The organism is Ruegeria sp. BHSC037, assembly GCF_059613045.1.
The window spans coordinates 21,465-42,999 of sequence record NZ_JBXWRT010000003.1 but is presented as its reverse complement, the minus strand read 5'-3'; the positions used below and the strand labels follow the sequence as shown (position 1 = coordinate 42,999).

Sequence of the window (21,535 nt, the reverse complement as noted above, 5' to 3'; positions counted from 1 at the left end):
GACGACAGAAGGGAATCCATGAGTTTGTGGATTCCCGTGACCTTGGCCGCCGCCACCTTTCAGACGGTGCGCTTCATGCTGCAGAAATCGCTGAGCAGCGTGAAGCTGTCGGCGACCGGCGCGACCTTTGCGCGCTTTGCCTATTCGATGCCTCTGGTGCTGCTGGGGTTGGCGGGGGCGATGCGGCTCAGCGGTCTGCCGCTGCCGGCGCTGCCGCCTCTGTTCTGGCTCTATGCCGCCATCGGTGGGGTGTCTCAGATCCTCGCTACGATCTGCGTCGTGGCGCTGTTCAAGCAGCGCAACTTTGCCGTCGGCATCACCTTCAAGAAAACCGAGGTGATCCAGACCGCCATCGTCGGTTTCATCGTGCTGGGAGACCGGGTCTCGGCCGGTGCGTTCGGGGCCATCCTGCTGGGGCTGCTGGCGGTTCTGCTGTTGTCGAAAACGCCGGGCGGCAGTGGGGCGTGGTGGCGTCACCTGACCAACCGCGCCTCGCAACTGGGGTTGGGGTCGGGCGTCTTGTTCGCCTTTTCTGCGGTCAGCTATCGCGGCGCGTCGCTGCAACTGGGCGATGGCGAGGCCTGGTTCCGGGCGCTGGTGACGCTGGCGGTCGTGGTCTCGATCCAATTCCTGTCGATGGCGCTGTGGCTGGTTTGGCGCGACCGGGCCGAGCTGCGCGCGGTGTGGGACACGCGGCGCACCGGCATCTTCGTCGGGCTGACCAGCCTGGGCGGGTCGTTCTGCTGGTTCTGGGCTTTCAGCCTGCAGAACGCGGCCTACGTCAAGGCGCTGGGGCAGGTGGAGCTGATTTTCAGCCTCATGGCCTCAGTCCTGGTCTTCCGCGAGACGGTGACACGGCGCGAGATTGCGGGGATGGTCCTGCTGGGCCTCTCGATCCTGATCCTGGTCGCAGCGATCTGAGATGTAAAAAGGCGCACGGAGGTCCGTGCGCCTTCTGATCTTTTTGCCATGCAGGCCGGTCAGCCCGCGCGGCGTTCGTCAAAGCTGAGAGCGATGAAGCTGGGCAGGTGATCGCCCATGCCCACGACGGCCGTTCCGCCATCGTCGCGGCGCCCACGTCCTTTGCTACGTTTTTCCTTGGCAGGTTTGTCGTTCGGGGCGGCGTCCTTGGCGGGCTTGTCTTTCTTGCCCTCATCCTTGCGGGTCGAGGCGCGCGATTTCTTTTCGGGCTTTTTGTCCTCGGCCTCGGCCGGTTCGGCCTGAACCGGATTGTCCAGACGTGGGATTTCTTTCTGGATCAGCTTCTCGATCGCATCCAGCGCCTTTTCATCGCGGGCCGAGCAGATGGTGATCGCCTTGCCCTCGCGCCCGGCGCGGCCGGTGCGGCCGATGCGGTGCACATAATCCTCGGGGTGGCTGGGCACGTCGAAGTTGAACACATGGCTGACCGACGGAATGTCGAGCCCGCGCGCGGCCACGTCAGACGCCACCAGCAAACGTACTGAGCCCTCGCGTAACCCGTCCAGCGTTTTCATCCGCTGCGACTGGTCCAGATCGCCGTGGATCGGCGCGGCGTTGTAACCATATTTCTTGAGCGATTTCGCGGTGATATCAACATCGGTCTTGCGGTTGCAGAAGATGATGGCGTTGGTGCATTTGTCACCTTCGGCATCGATCAGTGCGCGCAGGACTTTGCGCTTGGTGCTGCCCTCGCGGTCACGGCGGCCGCCCTTGACCATCACGACACCCTGTTCGATGGTTTCGGACGCGGTGGCCTGACGAGCCACTTCGATCCGTGCCGGGGCCGACAGGAAAGTGTCGGTAATCCGCTCGATCTCGGGCGCCATGGTGGCCGAGAAGAACAGCGTCTGACGGGTAAAGGGCGTCAGCGAGAAGATGCGTTCGATATCGGGAATGAACCCCATGTCCAGCATCCGGTCAGCCTCGTCCACGACCATGATCTGCACGCCGGTCAGCAGCAGCTTGCCGCGTTCGAAATGGTCCAGCAGACGGCCGGGCGTGGCGATCAGAACGTCGACGCCACGGTCGATCAGGGCCTCTTGTTCTTTGAAGCTGACGCCGCCGATCAGCAGCGCTTTGGTCAGCTTCAGGTGCTTGGTGTAGGTGTCGAAGTTTTCCGCCACCTGCGCCGCCAGTTCCCGCGTCGGGCACAGCACCAGCGAACGCGGCATCCGCGCCCGGGCGCGGCCGCGCGCCAGCAGGGTGATCATCGGCAGGGTGAAGCTGGCGGTCTTGCCTGTGCCGGTTTGGGCGATACCCAGAACGTCTCGCCCTTCCAGCGCCGGTGGAATGGCACCTTCCTGGATTGGGGTCGGGGTTTCGTAGCCGGCTTCCTCAATAGCTTTGAGGACCTTCGGGTTCAGGTTCAGATCGGTGAATTTCGTCATGTATGTCCGGTTCATGCGGACACTGACCTGGCCCGCGCGTATGAAAAATGCCGGGCCCGGATGGCCATGCGCACCATGCGCGTTTCGGCTTGGGTGCGGACATAACAAAAAGGTGTGGCAGGGTCAAATGAAGTCGCCTTCATGTGTGGCCGTCATCTGTGATTGGGCTTTTGGCGCGACAATTCAGCAACTTCCGGGGAAGTTTTTCAGTGGTTTCGCCTAGAGTTCCAGCGGCCTGTGCAGGATCATGCCCCGCACACCTTCGGGTCGGCACGGCCGGGTTCGTCGAAAAAGCTGCGCAGAGTGCGAAAGGTCTTACGGGCGTGCTCATCGAGGTGGATGTGGCACGCCCCGCATTCAGATGAGGGGCGACACGGACGAGGATGTCGGAAGTGGACCGGCGACCATCGACGGCATCCCCCGAGGCGGCGAGGCCCGGTCGGGCGCAGTCGTCATGTCACGGCGCTGCGGTTGGGTTCGGATGGCAGAGCATCGAGCCCGGGCGGCCGGTCCGACCAGGTCAGGGTGCGATAGTCGAACCCGTATTCGATCGTCGGTTTCACGATGCGGAAATAGGGCGACAGGTCAAAGTCGCGCGGGGCGAACAGCGAATGGTGCCGGATGCTGAGGATCTCGCGGGCCTGGCCGGCGTCGCAGTCTTCGGTCAGGACCGGCAGGATCGGATAGCGTACGCTCTGGAACGCCTCGGCGATCAGGGTCGAGCAGATGGCGCGGGTCGGGTCACCCGAGCCCAGTTCCAGCATCTTGCGGCGAAAACGGGCCGGAACCGGCGGGTTCGGAAGCAGATACCGCAGCAGGTCGAAGATGTTCTTCAGGTCATAGGTCTTGCCGATACTGCCGCGCATGAAGGCGATGATCTGCGCCTCGTCTTCCGGGGTCAGGCCGATGGGGCGGCAGATACGAGTATTGAGATGGGCGAAATGTGAAACCGGAACCGCGCGCACGCCCTCTTGCAGGTCGGCCTCGATCATCTGGGTGTCGGGGTCGTCGCCCCCGGCGTAGAAGGCCACATGCGACCAGGTCGAGTTGGTGAGATACTTGATCGCCGAGGCGACCCGGCTGTTGCCCTCGACCAGCAGCACGTCGCAGGGCCGCAGGGTGCGGCGCAGGCGTTCGGGCGTGGTGGTCGAAAAGCTCTGATACCCTTTGAGCGGCTTTTCGATGAACCGCGACAGTGCGCGTCCAACCGTGCCCAGAAGCCTGTTCATGCCGCATCCTCCGCGCTGTGTCCGACGGCAGTATACCGCCCAATCCGGTCCGGGCCGGATCACAAACCCGTTGATATTACGTCATCATCTCCTTGGTCGCGGTCAAGGACAGTTTGGGATAGTCGCGCACCACGCGGTCGATGTCCCACTGAAGCCGGGTCAGATAAACGATGTCGCCATCGTGGTCATGGGCGATGTGCTGCTTGTTGGCATTGACGAACCTCTCGATCTCGGCCTTGTCGCCCGACACCCAGCGCGCACTGGTGAATTGCGAGGCCTCGAACCGGACGGGCAGGCCGTATTCCAGCTCGATCCGGCTGGCCAGCACTTCGAATTGCAACGCCCCCACCACGCCGACGATGAAGCCCGAGCCGATCGACGGCTTGAAAACCTTGGCCGCGCCTTCCTCGGCAAACTGCATCAGTGCCTTTTCCAGGTGCTTGGCCTTCATCGGGTCACCGGCGCGCACGCCCTGCAGCAGTTCGGGCGCGAAGGACGGGATGCCGGTCACGCGGATCGCCTCGCCCTCGGTCAGAGTGTCGCCGATGCGCAACTGTCCGTGGTTGGGGATGCCGATGATGTCGCCGGCCCAAGCCTCTTCGGCCAGTTCCCGGTCGGATGCGAGGAACAGCACCGGGTTCGACACCGCCATGGGCTTCTTGGTGCGCACATGGGTCAGCTTCATGCCGCGCTTGAAATGGCCGCTGGCCATGCGGACAAAGGCCACCCGGTCGCGGTGCTTGGGGTCCATGTTGGCCTGCACCTTGAAGACAAAGCCCGCCACCTTCTTTTCGTCCGGCGAAATCTGGCGCGGTTCGGCCGATTGCACCTGCGGCTGCGGGCCATATTGGCCGATACCCTCCATCAGTTCCTTGACGCCGAAAGAGTTGATGGCCGATCCGAACCAGATCGGGGTCATGTGGCCTTCAAGAACCGCCTGCGGGTCCAGCGCGGGCAACAATTCGCGCGCCATCTCGACCTCTTCCAGCAGCTTGTCCAGCAGATGCGCGGGCACATGCTCGGCCAGTTTGGGGTCGTCAAGCCCGTTGATCTCGATGCTTTCGGCCACCTTGTTGCGGTCGGCGCGGTCCATCAGCTCCAGTCGGTCGCGCAGCATGTCATAGCAGCCGATGAAGTCGCGCCCCATGCCGATGGGCCAGCTGGCTGGGGTCACGTCGATGGCCAGCATTTCCTGGATCTCGTCGATGATCTCGAACGTATCGCGGCTTTCGCGGTCCATCTTGTTGCAGAAGGTCAGGATGGGCAGATCGCGCAGGCGGCAGACCTCGAACAGCTTCTGCGTCTGGCTTTCCACACCCTTGGCCCCGTCGATCACCATGACCGCGGCGTCAACGGCGGTCAGGGTGCGATAGGTGTCTTCGGAGAAGTCCGAGTGGCCGGGCGTATCGACCAGGTTGAACCGGTAGGGGCCATAGTCAAACGACATGGCCGAGGCCGAGACCGAAATGCCCCGGTCCTTTTCCATCTGCATGAAGTCCGACCGCGTGCGCCGTGCCTCGCCCTTGGCGCGCACCTGTCCGGCCATCTGGATGGCGCCGCCATACAGAAGAAACTTTTCGGTCAGGGTCGTCTTGCCCGCATCCGGGTGCGAGATGATGGCAAAGGTTCGGCGCCGGGCGATCTCGGGCGGCAGGGTGGGTTGGTTCGAGGCGGTATCAAGCATGACCGCGCGTATAGGCGGGGAATCCTGCCGAGGCAAGACAAAGGGGGTGGTTCGAATCGGGTGGATGTGCGACTAAGAACATATAGTGAACAAATAATGGAGTGGACCAATGAATTTGAAAGAAATCGCTCAGGAGCTGGTGGCCGGCTGCCGCGAGGACCGCGCCAAGGAGAATTTGGAAAAACTGTATGCGCCCGATGCCGTTTCGGTCGAAGCGATGGACATGCAGGGCATGGGCCGCGAGACCCACGGCATTGAAGGCATCCGAGGCAAGCACGACTGGTGGGAAGGCGCGCACGAGGTGTCGGGCGCGTCGGTCAGCGAGCCGTTCCTGCACGGCGAAGACCGCTTCGCCGTGATCTTCGAGGTTCAGGGCAAAGTGAAGGAAACCGGTGAAGTCTTTGATATGAAGGAGGTCGGCGTCTATCACGTGGCAGATGGAAAGATCGTACGCGAAGAGTTCTTCTACTGATTTGCCGCTGCCAATCTGGTCTTCCTTGCCTAGCCGGTGCTAGACATGCGGGCAACAACAAACAGGGGGGATCAGATGGATCTGGGAATCAAAGGAAAACGCGCGCTGGTCTGTGCCAGCAGCAAGGGCTTGGGGCTGGGCTGCGCCGAGGCGCTGGCGGCCGAGGGCGTCGATCTGGTGATGAACGCGCGCGGGCCTGACGCGCTGGAGGCCCAGGCCGACCGGTTGCGCGCCGAACATGGCGTCGAGGTGCAGACCGTGGCCTGCGATGTGACCACGCCCGACGGTCAGGCGCAGGTGATCGAGGCCGCGCAGGGCGTTGATATCCTTGTGACAAACGCCGGTGGCCCGCCGCCTGGTCTGTGGTCGGACTGGGACCGCGAGGATTTCATCAAGGCGCTGGATGCCAACATGCTGACGCCGATCGCCTTCATGAAGGCGCTGTTGCCGTCGATGATGGACAAGGGTTGGGGCCGCGTGGTCAACATCACCTCGCAATCCGTGCGGGCGCCGATCGCGGTGCTGGGTCTGTCGAACGCGGCGCGCACCGGGCTGACCGGCTATGTGGCCGGAACCGCGCGGCAGGTGGCGCCCTATGGCGTGACGATCAACAACCTGCTGCCGGGCATCCACGCCACCGACCGTGCGGATTCGCTGGATAGTGGCGTCGCGCAGCAAAAGGGAATCTCGCTGGACGAGGCACGGGCCGAACGCGCGGCCACGATCCCGGCGCGGCGCTATGGCGCGCGGCAGGAATTCGGCGCGACCTGCGCGTTTCTGTGCTCGCAACATGCCGGGTTCATCGTGGGGCAGAACATCCTGCTGGACGGCGGGGCGACCAACCTGACGATGTGACCGTGGCGCAGGGGTTTTCGCTGAAGGATCAACTGTTCAACGCGGAAAAGACCCGTTACCTGGCCGGCCTGTTCACGCAGGCCGACGCCGGTTTTGACGGCGACGCGTTCCACGCGCGGGTCATGTCGCGCCTGCCGGAGCTGGAGCTGAAGCAGCGGATCGCGTGGATTGCCGATTGTTTGCATGCGGCCTTTCCCGGCGCGCTGCCCGACGTAGCCCCGGTGATCCTGCGCGCCTTGCCGCCGCCTCTGGATCCGTCCCTTAGCGATGACGATTTCGGTGACTTCATCTTCGCCCCGCTGGGTGACTGGGTGGCGCAGGTCGGCGCGGACCATCCCGACCTGGCACTGGATGTCCTTGCGGAGCTGACCCAGCGGTTCTCGATGGAATGGGCAATCCGGCCCTTTCTGAACAGCCATCCCGATCTGGTGCTGGACCGGATGCAGGACTGGTGTAGGCATTCCAGCTATCACGTCCGGCGGCTGGTCTCCGAAGGCACGCGCCCGCGGCTGCCTTGGGGGCAGGCGGTCGGGCTGGACCTGACCGACCCACTGCCGCTGCTGGATCGGTTGCATTCGGACCCGACGCGCTATGTCACGCGGTCGGTAGCGAACCATCTCAACGACATCACCAAGAAAGACCCTGACCTGGCGCTGAACCGCCTGAAGGCGTGGCATGCCTCGGGCGCGCAAGACACTGACGAGATGCGGTGGATCACCGCACATGCGCTGCGCGGGCTGGTCAAGTCCGGCCATGGCGGGGCGATGGCGCTGCTGGGCTATGATCCCGACGCGCCGCTGGAGGTGGATGTTGCGGTGAATGGCGACGCCCGTATCGGCGGCGTTCTGGAGTTCACCGTCTCGGTTTCAGGCCCCGATGATCAACCGGTATTGATCGACTATATCGTTCATTTTCAGCGATCTGGGGGAAAAATCTCACCCAAGGTTCACAAGCTCAAGCAAGCCAATCTGTCAGATGGCCGCCTGCAGCTGAGCAAGCGGCACAAGCTCAAGGGCGACGCCACCACGTTTCGGCTGGTCCCGGGGCCGCACAGGCTTGAGGTTCAAGTCAACGGCCGTGTCCGCGCGGGCGTGTCGTTCGAGCTGCTGGCATAGGCCTCTCTTGCGCCCGATGGGCCGGGTTGTTATCCCGACGCAAGCCCGATGAATTTGATCGGGAAAAGGCAATTGGGGTCCGTCGGTGGCAATCAACACAGCTCCTCCGCGATTGGAAATCCGCAATCTGGTCTGCCGGTTCGGCGGGCGCACGGTGGTGGATGATGTCTCGCTGACCGTTCAGGCGGGGCAGGTGACCTGTCTGCTGGGCCCGTCGGGCTGCGGCAAATCCACCACGTTGCGGGCGATCGCCGGGGTCGAGATGCAGGAGTCCGGCGAGATCTATGTCGACGGCAAGCTGATCTGCGACACCGTGTTCCGTGTGCCGCCCGAACGGCGCGAGATCGGGCTGATGTTCCAGGACTTCGCCCTGTTCCCGCACCTGAGCGTGGCCGACAACGTGGCCTTCGGCCTGAAGGGCGGCAAGGACGAGAAACGCGCCCGCGTCGAGGAGTTGTTGGGCAAGGTGGACCTGCTGCGCTATGTCGACGGGTTTCCTCATCAGTTGTCGGGGGGCGAGCAACAGCGGGTCGCGCTGGCCCGTGCGCTGGCGCCGCGTCCCCGGATCATGCTGATGGACGAGCCGTTCTCGGGCCTCGACAACCGTCTGCGCGATGGCATCCGCGACGAGACGCTGGCCATCCTCAAGGAAGAGGACGCCGCCGTGCTGCTGGTCACGCACGAGCCCGAAGAGGCCATGCGCATGGCGGACGAGATTGCACTGATGCGGCGCGGCAGGATCGTGCAGCAGGGCGCGCCCTACAACGTGTATACCCGGCCGGTCGACAAGGCGGCGGTGGCATTCTTCAGCGATGTCAACGTGTTGCGGTCACAGGTGAATGGGGCGCTGGCGGAAACGCCATTCGGACAGTTCCTGGCGCCGGGCATCCCCGACGGCACCAATGTCGAGATCGTGTTCCGCCCGCAGCATGTGCGGCTGGATTTCGACCGCAACGGCAAGGGGCCGCTGCCCACCGCCACCGACGGCGTTCCGGCCCGCGGCGTGGTCGAGCGGGCGCGGTTCCTGGGCAACGAAAGCCTGATCGAGTTTCGCATGGACTATGACGGTTCGATCCTGAAGGTCACCGTGCCCAACGTGTTCGTGCCCAATCCGGGTCGGGTGATGTGGCTGACCATCCGCCGCGACAAGTGTTTCGTTTTTCCGGCCTGACCGCCCTGCGCCGTCGATTTCCCCGCAAGTGGTGCGCGAATGCCGCAGAAAGGGCCGAGGCGTCGCTTGCCGCGTTCGGTGGCTGCGTCTATCAAGGGCCAAACGCGGGGGCACAGCAGGCAGATGCGCATACTTCTGACGAATGATGACGGGATAAACGCGCCGGGGCTGATGACGCTGGAGGCGATCGCTGCAGATCTGGCCGGGCCCGAGGGCGAGGTCTGGGTCGTGGCGCCTGCTTTCGAGCAGTCGGGGGTGGGCCATTGCATCAGCTATACCCATCCGATGATGATCGCCAAGCTAGGCGAGCGTCGGTTCGCCGCCGAGGGCTCGCCCGCCGACTGTGTTCTGGCCGGGCTGCACGAGGTGATGAAGGACGCCCGGCCCGATCTGGTCCTGTCCGGGGTGAACCGGGGCAACAATTCGGCCGAGAACACGTTGTATTCCGGCACCATCGGCGGCGCGATGGAGGCCGCCTTGCAGGGCATACCCGCGATTGCCCTGTCGCAGTATTTCGGGCCGCGCAATCTAGGGCTCGAGGATCCGTTCCAGGCCGCGGCGCGTCACGGCGCCGACCTGGTGCGGCGCATCCTTGCGGCCACGCCGCCCGAGCAGGAAGACTACCGGCTGTTCTACAACGTGAATTTCCCGCCCGTTCCCGCCGACGAGGTGCTGGGTACCCGCGTCGTGCGCCAGGGCTTTCGGCGCGACACGCATTTCTCGGTCGAGCCGCACACCTCGCCTTCGGGGCGGCGGTTCCTGTGGATCAAGGGCGGCTATCAGCACAACCCCACCGCGCCCGGCACCGACGCGGCGGCCAATCTGGAAGGTTACATCTCGGTCACGCCGATGCGGGCCGATCTGACGGCGCATGACGCGCTTGACGCTTTGAAGACAATCGAATGACTGGACCGGACCCGGAAACCAAGATGCAGTTCCTGTTTGCCCTGCGCTCGCGCGGGGTGACGGATGCGCGCGTTCTGGACGCGATGGAGCAGATCGACCGTGGCAGGTTCGTCCGCGGCCTGTTCGCGGAACGGGCCTATGAGGACACGCCGCTGCCGATTGCCTGCGGTCAGACGATCAGCCAGCCCTCGGTCGTTGGGCTAATGACGCAGGCGCTGCAGGTCACGCCGCGCGACAAGGTGCTCGAGGTGGGCACCGGGTCGGGCTATCAGGCGGCGGTTTTGGCCAAGCTGGCACGCCGGGTCTACACGGTCGAGCGCCACAAGCGCCTGGTGCGCGAAACCGGAGAACTGTTTCGCGAGTTGGGGCTGACCAACATTACCGCGATGCATTCGGACGGATCCTTTGGATTGCCCGAACAGGCCCCCTTTGACCGGATCATCGTGACCGCCGCCGCCGAGGACCCGCCCGGGCCGCTCTTGGCGCAGTTGAAAATCGGCGGTATCATGGTGTTGCCCGTGGGGCAGTCGGATGCGGTGCAGGCCCTGATCCGGGTCACCAGAACCGAGTCCGGCTTCGACTATGACGAATTGTTGCCCGTCCGATTCGTGCCCTTGTTGGAGGGGCTTGGCAGGGACGAAGCGTAGAAGCCGTAGCAAAAAGGGCGCCAGAACCCCGGCAAACAGGGGCAGGTGTTGAGGACAGAGACATGAGAGCAGTTTCCAGGTCAGTCTTGGGTCGTGGCGCGTCGGCGCTGGCCACGGTGGCGGTGCTTGCCGGGTGCGAGGGGCCGCTGGATTACGATTTGCGGGGTCAGGTCGGCGGGTTTTCGACCACCCCGGCCGCCTTGTCGGCCACAGCAGACCGCCCGGCGCCCGATGCGCGCGGGGTGATCACCTATCCCACCTACCAGGTGGCGGTGGCCCGGCGGGGCGATACGGTCGGCACGGTCGCGGCGCGGGTTGGCCTGCCCGAGGCCGAACTGGCCCGGTTCAACGGATTGCTGCCCAGCGACCAACTGCGCGAGGGCGAGGTTCTGGCCTTGCCCCGGTCGGTCGGGGCCGGGGCGGGCAATGTCGATATCGCCTCGATCGCAACGACGGCCATCGATCAGGCGCCGGATACCGGCGGCGTGCGTGTCTCGACGCTGGAACCGGTCAAACCTGCGCCGGTCACCTCGACGGACGAGCCGATCCGCCACAAGGTCAAGCGCGGCGAGACGGCCTATACCATTTCCCGCCTGTACCAGGTGCCGGTGGATGCGCTGGCCGAATGGAACGGCCTGGGCCCCGATTTCACCGTGCGCGAGGGGCAATACCTGCTGATTCCAGTCAAGGACCAGGCCGCGCCGCGACAAGCGGCCGTGCCCGCGGCAACGGCGGTGACCGAGCCGGGGCAGGGGTCTCCGACACCCACGCCGCCCAGTGCCACCCAGCCCCTGCCGGATGAAAAGATCGCACCGCCGGCCCCCGCGCCGGACGTGACCGCCGAGGCGCCGACCCAGACCAGCGCTTCGGCCCTGGCGATGCCGGTCACCGGCAAGATCATCCGGCCCTATGCCAAGGGCAAGAACGAGGGGATCGATATTGCCGGCAGCCCCGGCACACCGGTCAAGGCCGCCGAGGCCGGCACCGTGGCCGCGATCACGGCCGATGCCGACCAGATCCCGATCATCGTGGTCAAGCACAGCAACGATCTGCTGACGGTCTATGCGAATGTCGAGGGGATCTCGGTTAAGAAAGGCGACCGGGTCAGCCGCGGCCAGAGCATTGCCAAGCTGCGCGGCGGCGAAAACGCCTATGTGCATTTCGAGGTGCGCGAAGGCTTTGAGTCGGTGGATCCGGAAACCTATCTGCGCTGAAAATTCGGCGTGATCTTTCGGGGCTGACGGGCATCAGGCGGTCGGGTCGTAATCGGCCAGCCGCTTTCCGGGCTCATCGGCAAAGATCTCGGGCAAGGGCGTGACGCTTTCGATTAGGTCAATGCGGAACACGCGGAAGGCATCGCGCAGCTCGCACCAGGCGGTCAGGGTCCAGACCCTGCCCCAGTATTCCATGTGCAAGGGGCGGATTGTGCGTTCGGTCAGGGTTCCGTCGATGCGCCGGTAGGTCAGCCGCAGTTTCTGGCGCGATTTGATGGCCGCTCGGATCGGCGCCATATGCGCCAGCCCGCGCGCGGCATCGGCAAAGGGATAGACGGCGAATTTCCACGCATCCGCCTCGGCCACCACCTGGGTGGGCAGTACTGCGTCGATCTTGGCGGCCAACGACTCGGCGGCGGCCTTCAGGTCGGGGTCGGCGGCCTCGGCCACGATCGCCATGCCGAGGTTCAGGGCCTCAAGCTCGGCCGGGCTGAGGTTCAGCGGGGGCAGGGTGATCTGCTCGCGCACCATGTAACCCACACCGCGTTCGCCCTGGACGGGAACGCCCGAAGCCACCAGTGTGTCCATATCGCGATAGATCGTGCGGACCGAAACCTCGAGCCGGTCCGCGATGTCCTGCGCGCGGTGCAGTTTGCCGTCGCGCAGGATCTGGATGATGTCGAACAGGCGGTCAGTGCGGCGCATGACACGCCGTCCGGACCGCGATCAGGCGGTCATGTTCCATAGCACTTTCTCATGGCGCATCTGGATGCTGGCGGGGTCGATCGCCGCCATCAGACCGGCGGCAAAATCCTGCTGTGGGAACTGCGCTGCGGCGTCCTGTGCGGCCTTCATGTCGGTCCAGATGACATAATCGGTCCAGCGGCCATCCTCGCCCTGGCTCAACTGTCGGTGGGCAAAGCCGCGAGCCGCGCGCACGAAGGCCTCGGTCGTCTGGCTGAGCCTGACGAACTCTTCCGGCGTGGTGCCATCAGCGAGGGTGAAGGTGACGATTTCAGCAACATGGGTCATGTGAGTCTCCGTTGACCAGGTTTCGATGCCCTGTTCCTAGTCGTCTGCAACTGACATAAACCTGTCAGTTGAAAATTGCCAGCCCGCAAAAACCACATGAGCGGCCCGGATTTGAACGCGGATTTGACTTGCGTCACTTTTTTCGATGGCCCGGTGGGCGTAGACACGAAGTCAGATCACATTCCCGGCGCGTTGCGCCGACGTAGAAGGAGAAGAGACATGCTCAACAATATCGGCCTTCCCGGCCTCCTGCTGATCGCCGTCGTGGTGCTGGTGCTGTTTGGCCGCGGCAAGATCAGCTCGTTGATGGGTGAGGTGGGCAAAGGCATCACCGCATTCAAGAAAGGCGTAAAGGAAGGCGGCGAGGAGATCGAACAGGACGCGTCTGAGCTGGCCAAGGACGTCACGCCCGAGACCGACAAAGACAAGGTCTGATCGCCCATGTTTGATCTGGGCTGGACCGAGCTGCTGGTCATCGGCATCGTTGCCCTGATCGTCGTGGGGCCCAAGGACCTGCCGGTTCTGTTCCGCAATGTCGGACGGTTCATCGGCAAGGCCCGTGGCATGGCGCGCGAATTTTCAAGCGCCATGAACGAGGCGGCCGACCAGGCGGGCGTGAACGATATAAAGAAAGGTCTGGACGCGGCCACCAACCCGGTGGGCAGTGCGATGGATGGCGTCAAGCAGGCCGCGCAGGACATGGCCAAGAGCATGGACCCGACCAAGTTCGACCCTGACAGCGAAACCGGCAAACTGGCCGCTGAACGGGCCGAGCAGGCCAAGAAGATCCAGGCTGCCACCGCCCGTGCCGCCGCCGAGCGCAAGGCGAAAGAAGCCGCCGAGGCCCTGGCCAAGGCCGAAGAGGCCGAAGCCGCGCTGAAAACCGAAGGCAAGACATGAGCAAGACCGACGAGATCGAGGATACCTCGGCCCCCCTGATCGAGCATCTGGCCGAGTTGCGCACGCGTCTGATCCACAGCGTCGTGGCGTTTTTGATCGGTATGATCATCTGTTTCACGGTTGCCACGCCGATTTTCAACTTTCTGACCCAGCCCCTGTGCGATGTTCTGTCCGAGCGCGGACAGGACTGCGACCTGATCTTCATTTCGCCGCAGGAGGGCTTCTTCGTGGCGATCAAGGTCTCGCTCCTGGGTGGGTTCATTCTGGCCTTTCCGTATATCGGCATGCAGATGTGGCGGTTCGTGGCGCCGGGGCTCTACCGGTCCGAGAAGAACGCCTTCCTGCCATTCCTGCTGGCCTCGCCCTTCATGTTCCTGCTGGGCGCGAGCTTTGCCTTTTACGTGGTCACCCCGCTGGCCTATGACTTCTTCCTTGGATTCCAGCAATTCGGGGCCGAGGGTGAGGCTGTCGCCGAAGGCGCATCCGCGCCGCTGAGCGTGGTGTTCCAAGGTTCGGCGCAGGAATATCTGAACCTGACGATCAAGTTCATCGTGGCCTTCGGTCTGTGCTTCCAGCTTCCGGTTTTGTTGACCCTGATGGGCAAGGCCGGGCTGGTCAGCGCCGAAGGTTTGGGCGCGGTGCGCAAATATGCCGTGGTGGGCATTCTGGTTCTGGCCGCCATCGTGACCCCGCCGGACGTGATCACCCAGATCATTCTGTTCGTTGTGGTCTACGGCCTGTACGAGATTTCGATCTTCCTGGTGGCCCGGGTCGAGAAAAAGCGCGAAGAACAGCTGCGGGCCGACGGCTATTATGACGATGAAGAAGCAGCCGATGACGAGCTGATGGCAGAGTTTGAGGCCGAAGACGACAAGTAAACCCGAGCAGTGAATGGGGAAGGGCGCGCCTTGACGGGTGCGCCCTTTCTTCATCCGGGTCTTGTTGGCGGCCCATGAACGTGGTTGAAATCGGCCGCAAGACTTCGGAGGACCCATGGACGACCAAGCCCTGAACCGCATTGCCGACGCATTGGAACGCATGGCCCCGGCGCCGCTGGCTGCGCCTGATTTCTCGGCCGCCCCCGCTTTTGTCTGGCACATTGCGCCCGACCGGCTGGAGCCGGTGCACCATGTCAACCGCGTCGATCTTGACCTGCTGGTGGGCATCAACCGGTCGCGCGATACGCTGTTGGACAACACGCGCCGCTTCGCGGCCGGGTACAAGGCAAACAACGCGCTGTTGTGGGGTGCCCGCGGTATGGGCAAGTCCAGCCTTGTCAAGGCGGTGCACGGCACCCTTCAGCCCGAGTTTCCCGACCTGAAGCTGGTTGAGCTTCAGCGCGAGGACATGGGCTCGGTCGCGCGGTTGCTGAACCACCTGCGCGCTGCACCTTTCCGGTTCATCCTGTTCTGCGACGACTTGTCGTTCAGCCATGACGATCAGCACTACAAGTCGCTGAAGGCCGTACTGGATGGCGGGATCGAGGGTCGGCCCGAAAACGTGGTGTTCTATGCCACGTCGAACCGCCGCCACCTGATGCCGCGCGACATGATCGAGAACGAACGCTCGAGCGCGATCAACCCGTCCGAGGCAGTCGAGGAAAAGGTTTCGCTGTCCGACCGGTTCGGCTTGTGGCTGGGGTTTCACCCCTGCGATCAGGACGAATACCTTGCGATGATCGACCGGTATTGCGCGGCTTATGGCGTCAGCGTCGATGCCGACGCTCTGCGGGCCGAGGCGATCGAATGGCAGGCCACGCGCGGCGCGCGTTCGGGCCGGGTGGCGTGGCAGTTCTTTGTCGATCTGGCGGGCCGGCAGGGCGTCCATATCGAATGAAAACGGCGCCCGTCATGGGGGCGCCGCTGCAACTTGCAAGGGATCTGGCCGAACGGTCTCAGCCCAGCATGGATAGCAGGCGCGCGGCCTCGTCCGAGGGGCTGGCCAGCTTCGACCGATCCTCACCCGGGAAGAAACGCGCGCGCAGGGCTGTGGCCATAGGCCTGGGCTGCAGAACATGAACCTTTGGCCCGGTGCGCACGGTTTCGGCGGCCCAGCTGCGCGCCATGGCAATCTGCGCAGCCTTGGTTGCGCCATAGGTGGCGCAGAACTTCTCGCCGGCACGCGGGTCGTCAAAGAACACCGCCTGTCCAGCCTCACCCAACAGGGGCGCGACATAGGGAATCAGAACCGAAGTCGCGGAGGCGTTCACGTCCACGGATTTCTGCCAATCCTTGGGGTCGATGAAATTCGCAGGCGTCAGCGGTGCGGTGTGGATGGCCGTGTGCAGCCACAGGTCCAGCTTGCCCCAGCGGTCATGGATGCCGCGGCACAGTGTGGCCATGGCATTGGGGTCGGCGATATCCATCGGCGCCAGGGTGGCCGCGCCTCCTTGGGACTTGATGCGGTCATCCAGATCTTCCAGCCCGCCTGTGGTGCGGGCAACGGCGACGATGTGGTATTCGGGTGCCAGCGCCTCGGCCAGGGCGGCTCCCAGCCCACGCGACGCGCCGGTAACAAGGGCAATTTTGGTCTGATCGGTCATGCGCGGGGTTTGAACCCAAGCGCGCAGCCCGTCAAGCCCGGATCAGCTTCCGGGGATGGCGATGCGCTGGGTCCGGCCGCTTTGTCGCAGTATGATGCCGTCCTTGTCGATGGCCACGATCGTGCCCGAACCAAAGCGGCTGCCTGTCTTGACCTCTTTAACCCGTCCCGACGATGAGCGCATCAGGGCGCGCATGTCGTTCTGCGGGCCAAAGACGCCCAGGACGGTCGTACCATTCTTGCTGAGCGCGCCCTTCTGCGTGGCCGCGCTGTCGACTCGGGGATTTGCCATGTGAACTGGCCGGCCCGGTGGCCCGGCCTCCGTGTGGTTGCGTGAGTGAGCAGCCGGCTGGCTAGCAGAGCCAAAGGGGAAGGAAAAGCCGGTGCAGCAGCTTTCGGCCATCTTTTGCCACGCGGACCGGGGCCATGAAAAAAAGGGGCCCTGCGGCCCCTTGGAGAAGTCTCTGAATTCCGGCCTTATTCGGCCGCCGGTTGCATCTTGAACCCTTGTTCAACCATATCCGCCGGAGTGACGGGATACTCGCCCGAGAAGCATGCATCGCAGTATTGTGGGCATTCTTTGCTGCGACCCTGCGATTCGCCGACCGCCCGGTACAACCCGTCCAGCGAGATGAACCGGAGGCTGTCGACCGCCAAATGCTTGGTCATCTCTTCCTCGGTCATCGTGGCGGCCAACAGCTTTTCGCGCTGTGGCGTGTCCACGCCGTAGAAACAGGGCCAGGCCGTGGGAGGCGAGGCGATGCGGAAATGCACCTCTTTCGCACCGGCATCCAGGATCATTTCCTTGATCTTGCGGCTGGTTGTGCCGCGCACCACCGAGTCGTCGACCAGAATCACCCGCTTGCCCTCGATCAGGGCGCGGTTCACGTTCAGCTTGAGCCGCACGCCCATGTTGCGGATTTGCTCGGTGGGTTCGATGAAGGTGCGGCCCATGTACTGATTGCGGATGATACCCATTGCATAGGGGATGCCGGACTCCAGCGAGTACCCAATGGCCGCTGGTGTGCCGCTGTCGGGCACGGGGCAGACCAGATCCGCCTCGACCGGGCTTTCCTTGGCCAGCTCGCGTCCGATGGCCTCGCGGGTCTCATAGACCGAGCGTCCACCCAGAATCGAGTCTGGGCGCGAGAAGTAGACATGCTCGAAGATACAGAACTTGCTGGGTTGTCGGCGGAACGGGAAGTGGCTTTCAACGCCGTTCTGGGCATTGATAACCACCATTTCGCCGGGCTCAATCTCACGCAGGAATTCAGCACCGATGATGTCCAGCGCGCAGGTTTCCGAAGCCAGGCACCAGCCATCGCCGATTTTGCCCAAAACCAGCGGGCGTACACCCAGGGGGTCGCGTACCCCGATCAGCTTGGTGCGGGTCATGGCCACGACCGAGAAGGCGCCCTCGACCCGGCGCAGCGCGTCCTCCATCCGTTCTGGGATGTTGCGCTGCAACGACCGCGCCATCAGGTGGATGATGCATTCGCTGTCGGACGAGCTCTGGAAGATCGAGCCGCGCTCGATCAACTCGCGCCGCAGGGCGTTGGCGTTGGTGATGTTGCCATTGTGCGCAATCGCAGCGCCGCCCATGGCGAACTCGCCGAAAAACGGTTGAACGTCGCGGATTGCGGTCTGGCCCTTGGACCCGGCCGTGGAATAGCGCACATGCCCGATGCCGATCGGACCGGGCAGGCTTTCGATGATGTCGGACGAGGTGAAATTGTCGCGCACATAGCCAAACCGGCGGGCCGAGTTGAAGCCAAGCTGCGGGTCGTGGGTGACGATCCCGCCGGCCTCTTGCCCACGATGCTGCAGGGCGTGCAGCCCCAAAGCGATGAAACTTGCGGCATCCTGGACGCCGACGACACCGAAGATCCCGCATTCCTCGCGGAGTTTGTCGTCATCGAACGGGTGGGCGGGGGGCATCTGCGGGCTTGGCAAGACGGGCAGCTCCGATTCCGTTGCGGGTTGGCCCTCACATAATGCCTAAACCCGCGCATGTCATCAAAGGATCACAAATCGTTTTGCCGCAGCGCGGTTTTGGGGTTCAATGATGTGCGGAAATATCGCCACCGCAGGTGTTCCGAGGAGTGCTGGCCTGCGGTCCCAAGCCAAGATGGAGGTGGGCATGTGGCAAGGCCGACCCGGACCCAAGAAGGAAGAACGCGTCAAGCGAAGGTGTCATCGGTGCCGCGGAATGGGACGCGCGCCTTGTCAGATCTGCATGGGCAAAGGTGAGGTTCTGAAAGGCCGCGATCACCTCGGTCGGCCGCAATTCAGTCGTTGCGATGGCTGTTTCGGCCTGAAGACATCGCGCTGTTCGGTTTGTGGTGGCGAAGGGTTCGTCTGACCGGCAAAAAGAAAAAGCCCGGCCAGGGCCGGGCTTGGTCTGCAATTCCGGGTAGCCGTTATTGACCCTGCGAATCCGCGGTGCACGTTGCCACCAGTTGTTCGTATTGCGTGGTGACCCAGCCCAGAGCGGCCTCGGGGTTCTGCTCTTCGATCTTGTCGCTGAACTGTTCGAACACCTTGGCCGAGCGGCTTTCATCCACGATCGTGTAGGACTGACCGGTCATGACGGTGTCATAGACAAAAAAGGCAATGGCCACCAGCAGGATACCGCGCGCGATGCCGAAGAAGAACCCCAGCGCCTGATCCAGCCCTCCCAGCGCCGACCGCTGCACCAGCGACGAAAACAGTGGGGTAAAGATACTGACCACGATCAGGGCCACGGCGAACACGGCGGCGAAACCGGTGATGACCGACAACTCGCAGCTGTCGCGCAGGAAATCCCCGACCACCGGGATTTCCTTGACCAGCGGCACCGCCTGCGGCGCAAAGATGAAGGCCAGTACGGCCGCGGCAACCCATCCGGCGATGGCCATCACCTCGCGCATGAACCCGCGTGAATAGGCCAGGATGCCCGACAGCACGACGATCAGGGCAACGACCCCGTCAATGATTGTAAAACCTTCCATGGCCCTCGCCTGTTCGTTTTTCTGCCCCTCGTGGCGCGAGCTTAACCTGCTCCGAAGGTTTCGCCAACAAACCCGGCCAGATCAGAGGGTCGGGTGAGTGTCAGACCTGCCACAGTGCCGGTTTTGCCACCTGCCGGAGCAATTGCCGATGTGAAACCAAGTTTTTGCGCTTCTTTCAACCTGTTTTCGGTTTGCGGTGCGGGTCTAAGTGCCCCGGATAGAGAGATTTCTCCGAAAACCACGGTGTCGGCGGGCAGGGGGGTGTCCTCGCGCGCGCTCAGCAGAGCGGCTGCCACGGCGAGGTCGGCTGCGGGCTCGCTGATCTTCAGGCCCCCGGCCACGTTCAGATAGACGTCGAGCCCCGCAAAGGGGATGCCGCAGCGCGCTTCGAGCACGGCGAGGATCATCGCAAGCCGTCCGCTATCCCAGCCGACGACGGTGCGGCGGGGCTGTGAGTGGGGCGAGGGCGCGACCAGCGCCTGCAGTTCGACCAGAACCGGCCGGGTGCCCTCGATGCCTGCGAAAACGGCCGAGCCGGGGCTGGGCGTGCCGCGTTCCGATAGGAAAAGGGCCGAAGGGTTGGTGACCTGCGCCAGACCTTTCCCAGTCATCTCGAATACGCCGATCTCGTCAGCGGGGCCAAATCGGTTCTTGACCGCGCGCAGGATACGGAACTGGTGGCCGCGCTCGCCCTCGAAATAGAGGACGGTATCGACCATGTGTTCGACCACGCGGGGGCCGGCGATCTGGCCTTCCTTGGTGACGTGGCCGACCATGATGATGGATACGCCGTGGCGCTTGGCAAAGCTGGTCAGTTCATGCGCGGCGGCGCGGACCTGGCTGACCGATCCAGGCGCGCTGTCGACATTGTCCGCCCACATGGTCTGGATCGAGTCGATGATGGCAAGGCCGGGTTTCTCGGCCTCAAGCGTGGTCAGGATGTTGCGCAGGTTGGTCTCGGCGGCCAGTTGCACCGGCGCGTCTTCAAGCCCCAGACGGCGCGCGCGCATGCGGACCTGCGCACTGGCTTCCTCGCCCGAGACATAAATGGTTTTCAGCCCCGACCGGGCAAAGCGCGCGGCAGCCTGCAGCAGCAGGGTGGATTTGCCGATGCCCGGATCGCCGCCCACCAGCAGTGCCGAGGCCGGGACCAGCCCGCCGCCCAAGACACGGTCCAGTTCCTCGACACCGCAGACTGTGCGGGGGGGCGGGGCCTCCTCGGTAGAGAGGTCAGTCAGGGTTACAGCTTGGCCGCGCTTGCCGCCCAGAGATTTTTTGGCTGGGCCAGCCGACAGCGGGGTTTCCTGGACAATGGTGTTCCACTCGCCACAGCCGTCGCAGCGCCCGGACCAGCGGGTATGCGAGGCGCCACAGGCCGAGCAGGTAAACGTCGTCATCTTTGCCATGGAACCTTTGGTGCCCGAGGATGGAAGGTTCTTCAAGCCCCCGTGGCCCGAAAGCCGAACGGGCGAGCCGCGGCGTCAGGCCCGGCGGGCCATCCTTCACGGCGGGTGCTGGTGCACTTGGGGGGCGTTCTATTCAGCAGCCCGCGGGGGCATGGCGATGACACTCGTGGCAGTCGGGTCGCTGTCGTCGGGTGGGGTCTGCAATTGGGCGGACAGCTCGGGCAGGAGTTCGAACAATTCGTCGCGCAGGCGGGTCAACTGGGACTTGGCTATCGATTCCTCGATCTCGATGTCGCGCGTCCACTGGCGCAGCTCGTGCTGGATCGTCTGGGCCTCTTCGATCCGCTGCTGGAACTGCGCGACCTCTTCCTGCCGCTGTTGCAGGAACGCCCGCGCCCGCGCGACCTTGGCCGCGCCATAGGTCTCGGCCAGTTCGTGGCTGACCTGGCTCATCTGTGCAGCCAGTTCCAGGACTTCGGGCTCGAGCGTTTGCAGGTCGGGATGGTCGCGCAGGAAAGCCATGCGTTCCTTGACCGCGTCGAATTCCGAGGCCAGCGCAAACACGCCGCTGCGGTCGGCGGCATGGGCGATCTGATAGGCATCGACCACGTCTTGCATCTGCAGCGAGAACTTCCGATGCGCATTTTCCAACGCCATCATGCGCGCGCTGGAGGGCAGATAGAAAGCGAGCATCAGAACCAGAGCGGTCAGGCCGATCTGGATGTAGGCGCCTGCGTTCGGGATGTCCTGTCCGCCCAATCCAGCCTGCATCGTCAGCCAAGGCCAGACATTCACGGCGGCAAGCATGGTGGCGGATACGGCAAACAGGGCGGCGGCGCAGATCAGGAAAAAAGTCAGTCGAAGGAATACGTTTTGGAAATGAATTGAAATCGAATTGAGGGCGGCCATGGCAGTCCTACTCCTTTTGAAACCGGCAAAACCGGGCCCGGGCGGAGTATCCATCAAACGTGCAAGACGGTCCGCGTCGGACCCTGAAACAAAAA

At 63.7% G+C, this 21,535-nt stretch carries 23 protein-coding genes; 12 read left to right on the top strand and 11 right to left on the bottom strand.

The genetic code is table 11. The annotated features are described in order from the left end of the window. The first annotated feature begins 18 nt into the window (after window positions 1–18). Entirely contained in the window at window positions 19–921 is a 903-nt protein-coding gene (locus tag AC2FMN_RS03445) for an EamA family transporter (protein WP_496678033.1), read from the top strand. Window positions 922–980: 59 nt separating this feature from the next. Here AC2FMN_RS03445 and AC2FMN_RS03440 read toward each other — a convergent pair whose 3' ends face one another. The 3 genes from AC2FMN_RS03440 to AC2FMN_RS03430 form a co-directional block, all read right to left on the bottom strand. After that, window positions 981–2,369: a DEAD/DEAH box helicase gene (locus AC2FMN_RS03440; protein ID WP_496686644.1), complete on the bottom strand. Its 1,389-nt coding sequence runs from the start codon at window positions 2,367–2,369 to the stop codon at window positions 981–983. A gap of 452 nt (window positions 2,370–2,821) precedes the next feature. Beyond that, window positions 2,822–3,598: a YiiX/YebB-like N1pC/P60 family cysteine hydrolase gene (locus AC2FMN_RS03435; protein ID WP_496678035.1), complete on the bottom strand. Its 777-nt coding sequence runs from the start codon at window positions 3,596–3,598 to the stop codon at window positions 2,822–2,824. Window positions 3,599–3,674: 76 nt separating this feature from the next. Then, window positions 3,675–5,282: a peptide chain release factor 3 gene (locus tag AC2FMN_RS03430; protein ID WP_496686271.1), complete on the bottom strand. Its 1,608-nt coding sequence runs from the start codon at window positions 5,280–5,282 to the stop codon at window positions 3,675–3,677. Between the two features lie 109 nt (window positions 5,283–5,391). Here AC2FMN_RS03430 and AC2FMN_RS03425 point away from each other — a divergent pair, with 109 nt between their 5' ends. The 7 genes from AC2FMN_RS03425 to AC2FMN_RS03395 all read left to right on the top strand — a co-directional run bounded on the left by AC2FMN_RS03425 (window position 5,392) and on the right by AC2FMN_RS03395 (window position 11,662). Beyond that, window positions 5,392–5,754 carry a nuclear transport factor 2 family protein gene (locus AC2FMN_RS03425; protein WP_496678040.1) on the top strand — a complete coding sequence of 121 codons (363 nt, stop codon included), beginning with the start codon at window positions 5,392–5,394 and terminating at the stop codon, window positions 5,752–5,754. A gap of 75 nt (window positions 5,755–5,829) precedes the next feature. After that, window positions 5,830–6,609: an SDR family oxidoreductase gene (locus AC2FMN_RS03420; protein ID WP_496686269.1), complete on the top strand. Its 780-nt coding sequence runs from the start codon at window positions 5,830–5,832 to the stop codon at window positions 6,607–6,609. 2 nt (window positions 6,610–6,611) lie between these two features. Next, window positions 6,612–7,724 (top strand): YhaZ family DNA alkylation repair protein, encoded by a 1,113-nt coding sequence (locus AC2FMN_RS03415; RefSeq protein WP_496678355.1) that lies wholly within the window; start codon window positions 6,612–6,614, stop codon window positions 7,722–7,724. An 85-nt stretch (window positions 7,725–7,809) separates the two neighbouring features. Beyond that, window positions 7,810–8,895 (top strand): ABC transporter ATP-binding protein, encoded by a 1,086-nt coding sequence (locus AC2FMN_RS03410; RefSeq protein ID WP_496678042.1) that lies wholly within the window; start codon window positions 7,810–7,812, stop codon window positions 8,893–8,895. Window positions 8,896–9,018: 123 nt separating this feature from the next. Next, entirely contained in the window at window positions 9,019–9,801 is a 783-nt protein-coding gene (surE, locus tag AC2FMN_RS03405; protein ID WP_496686266.1) for a 5'/3'-nucleotidase SurE, read from the top strand. Beyond that, entirely contained in the window at window positions 9,798–10,448 is a 651-nt protein-coding gene (locus AC2FMN_RS03400; RefSeq protein WP_496686264.1) for a protein-L-isoaspartate(D-aspartate) O-methyltransferase, read from the top strand. The genes surE and AC2FMN_RS03400 overlap by 4 nt, the downstream gene beginning before the upstream one ends. Before the next feature lie 62 nt (window positions 10,449–10,510). Beyond that, on the top strand, window positions 10,511–11,662 hold the full coding sequence (locus AC2FMN_RS03395; RefSeq protein WP_496678046.1) for a peptidoglycan DD-metalloendopeptidase family protein: 1,152 nt from the start codon (window positions 10,511–10,513) through the stop codon (window positions 11,660–11,662). 33 nt (window positions 11,663–11,695) lie between these two features. Here AC2FMN_RS03395 and AC2FMN_RS03390 read toward each other — a convergent pair whose 3' ends face one another. Then, entirely contained in the window at window positions 11,696–12,367 is a 672-nt protein-coding gene (locus AC2FMN_RS03390; RefSeq protein ID WP_496686262.1) for a helix-turn-helix transcriptional regulator, read from the bottom strand. A gap of 21 nt (window positions 12,368–12,388) precedes the next feature. Next, complete coding sequence (locus AC2FMN_RS03385; protein ID WP_480753377.1) at window positions 12,389–12,694, bottom strand: hypothetical protein; 306 nt, start codon at window positions 12,692–12,694, stop codon at window positions 12,389–12,391. A gap of 219 nt (window positions 12,695–12,913) precedes the next feature. Here AC2FMN_RS03385 and AC2FMN_RS03380 point away from each other — a divergent pair, with 219 nt between their 5' ends. The 4 genes from AC2FMN_RS03380 (at window position 12,914) to AC2FMN_RS03365 (ending at window position 15,430) form a co-directional block, all read left to right on the top strand. Next, window positions 12,914–13,129, top strand: coding sequence for a twin-arginine translocase TatA/TatE family subunit (locus AC2FMN_RS03380; protein WP_496678054.1), 216 nt, complete (start codon window positions 12,914–12,916; stop codon window positions 13,127–13,129). Window positions 13,130–13,135: 6 nt separating this feature from the next. Continuing rightward, window positions 13,136–13,594 (top strand): Sec-independent protein translocase protein TatB, encoded by a 459-nt coding sequence (gene tatB / locus AC2FMN_RS03375; RefSeq protein ID WP_149774519.1) that lies wholly within the window; start codon window positions 13,136–13,138, stop codon window positions 13,592–13,594. Then, window positions 13,591–14,472 carry a twin-arginine translocase subunit TatC gene (gene tatC / locus AC2FMN_RS03370; RefSeq protein ID WP_496686259.1) on the top strand — a complete coding sequence of 294 codons (882 nt, stop codon included), beginning with the start codon at window positions 13,591–13,593 and terminating at the stop codon, window positions 14,470–14,472. The genes tatB and tatC overlap by 4 nt, the downstream gene beginning before the upstream one ends. A gap of 115 nt (window positions 14,473–14,587) precedes the next feature. Next, complete coding sequence (locus tag AC2FMN_RS03365) at window positions 14,588–15,430, top strand: ATP-binding protein (RefSeq protein ID WP_496686256.1); 843 nt, start codon at window positions 14,588–14,590, stop codon at window positions 15,428–15,430. Between the two features lie 58 nt (window positions 15,431–15,488). Here the strand turns inward: AC2FMN_RS03365 and AC2FMN_RS03360 are convergent, their stop codons facing one another. The 6 genes from AC2FMN_RS03360 to AC2FMN_RS03335 form a co-directional block, all read right to left on the bottom strand. Beyond that, window positions 15,489–16,136, bottom strand: coding sequence for an SDR family NAD(P)-dependent oxidoreductase (locus AC2FMN_RS03360; RefSeq protein WP_496678062.1), 648 nt, complete (start codon window positions 16,134–16,136; stop codon window positions 15,489–15,491). 42 nt (window positions 16,137–16,178) lie between these two features. Next, window positions 16,179–16,427, bottom strand: a complete 249-nt coding sequence (locus AC2FMN_RS03355; RefSeq protein WP_496678064.1) for a hypothetical protein — start codon at window positions 16,425–16,427, stop codon at window positions 16,179–16,181. 185 nt (window positions 16,428–16,612) lie between these two features. Then, window positions 16,613–18,073 (bottom strand): amidophosphoribosyltransferase, encoded by a 1,461-nt coding sequence (gene purF, locus AC2FMN_RS03350; protein ID WP_496678066.1) that lies wholly within the window; start codon window positions 18,071–18,073, stop codon window positions 16,613–16,615. Window positions 18,074–18,555: 482 nt separating this feature from the next. After that, window positions 18,556–19,125: a CvpA family protein gene (locus AC2FMN_RS03345; RefSeq protein WP_496678068.1), complete on the bottom strand. Its 570-nt coding sequence runs from the start codon at window positions 19,123–19,125 to the stop codon at window positions 18,556–18,558. A 41-nt stretch (window positions 19,126–19,166) separates the two neighbouring features. Continuing rightward, the gene (radA, locus tag AC2FMN_RS03340) at window positions 19,167–20,531 is read right to left on the bottom strand and encodes a DNA repair protein RadA (RefSeq protein WP_496686254.1); all 1,365 of its coding nucleotides are present in this window, start codon (window positions 20,529–20,531) and stop codon (window positions 19,167–19,169) included. Between the two features lie 129 nt (window positions 20,532–20,660). Next, entirely contained in the window at window positions 20,661–21,440 is a 780-nt protein-coding gene (locus AC2FMN_RS03335; protein WP_496686251.1) for a DNA repair protein, read from the bottom strand. Window positions 21,441–21,535: the final 95 nt, after the last annotated feature.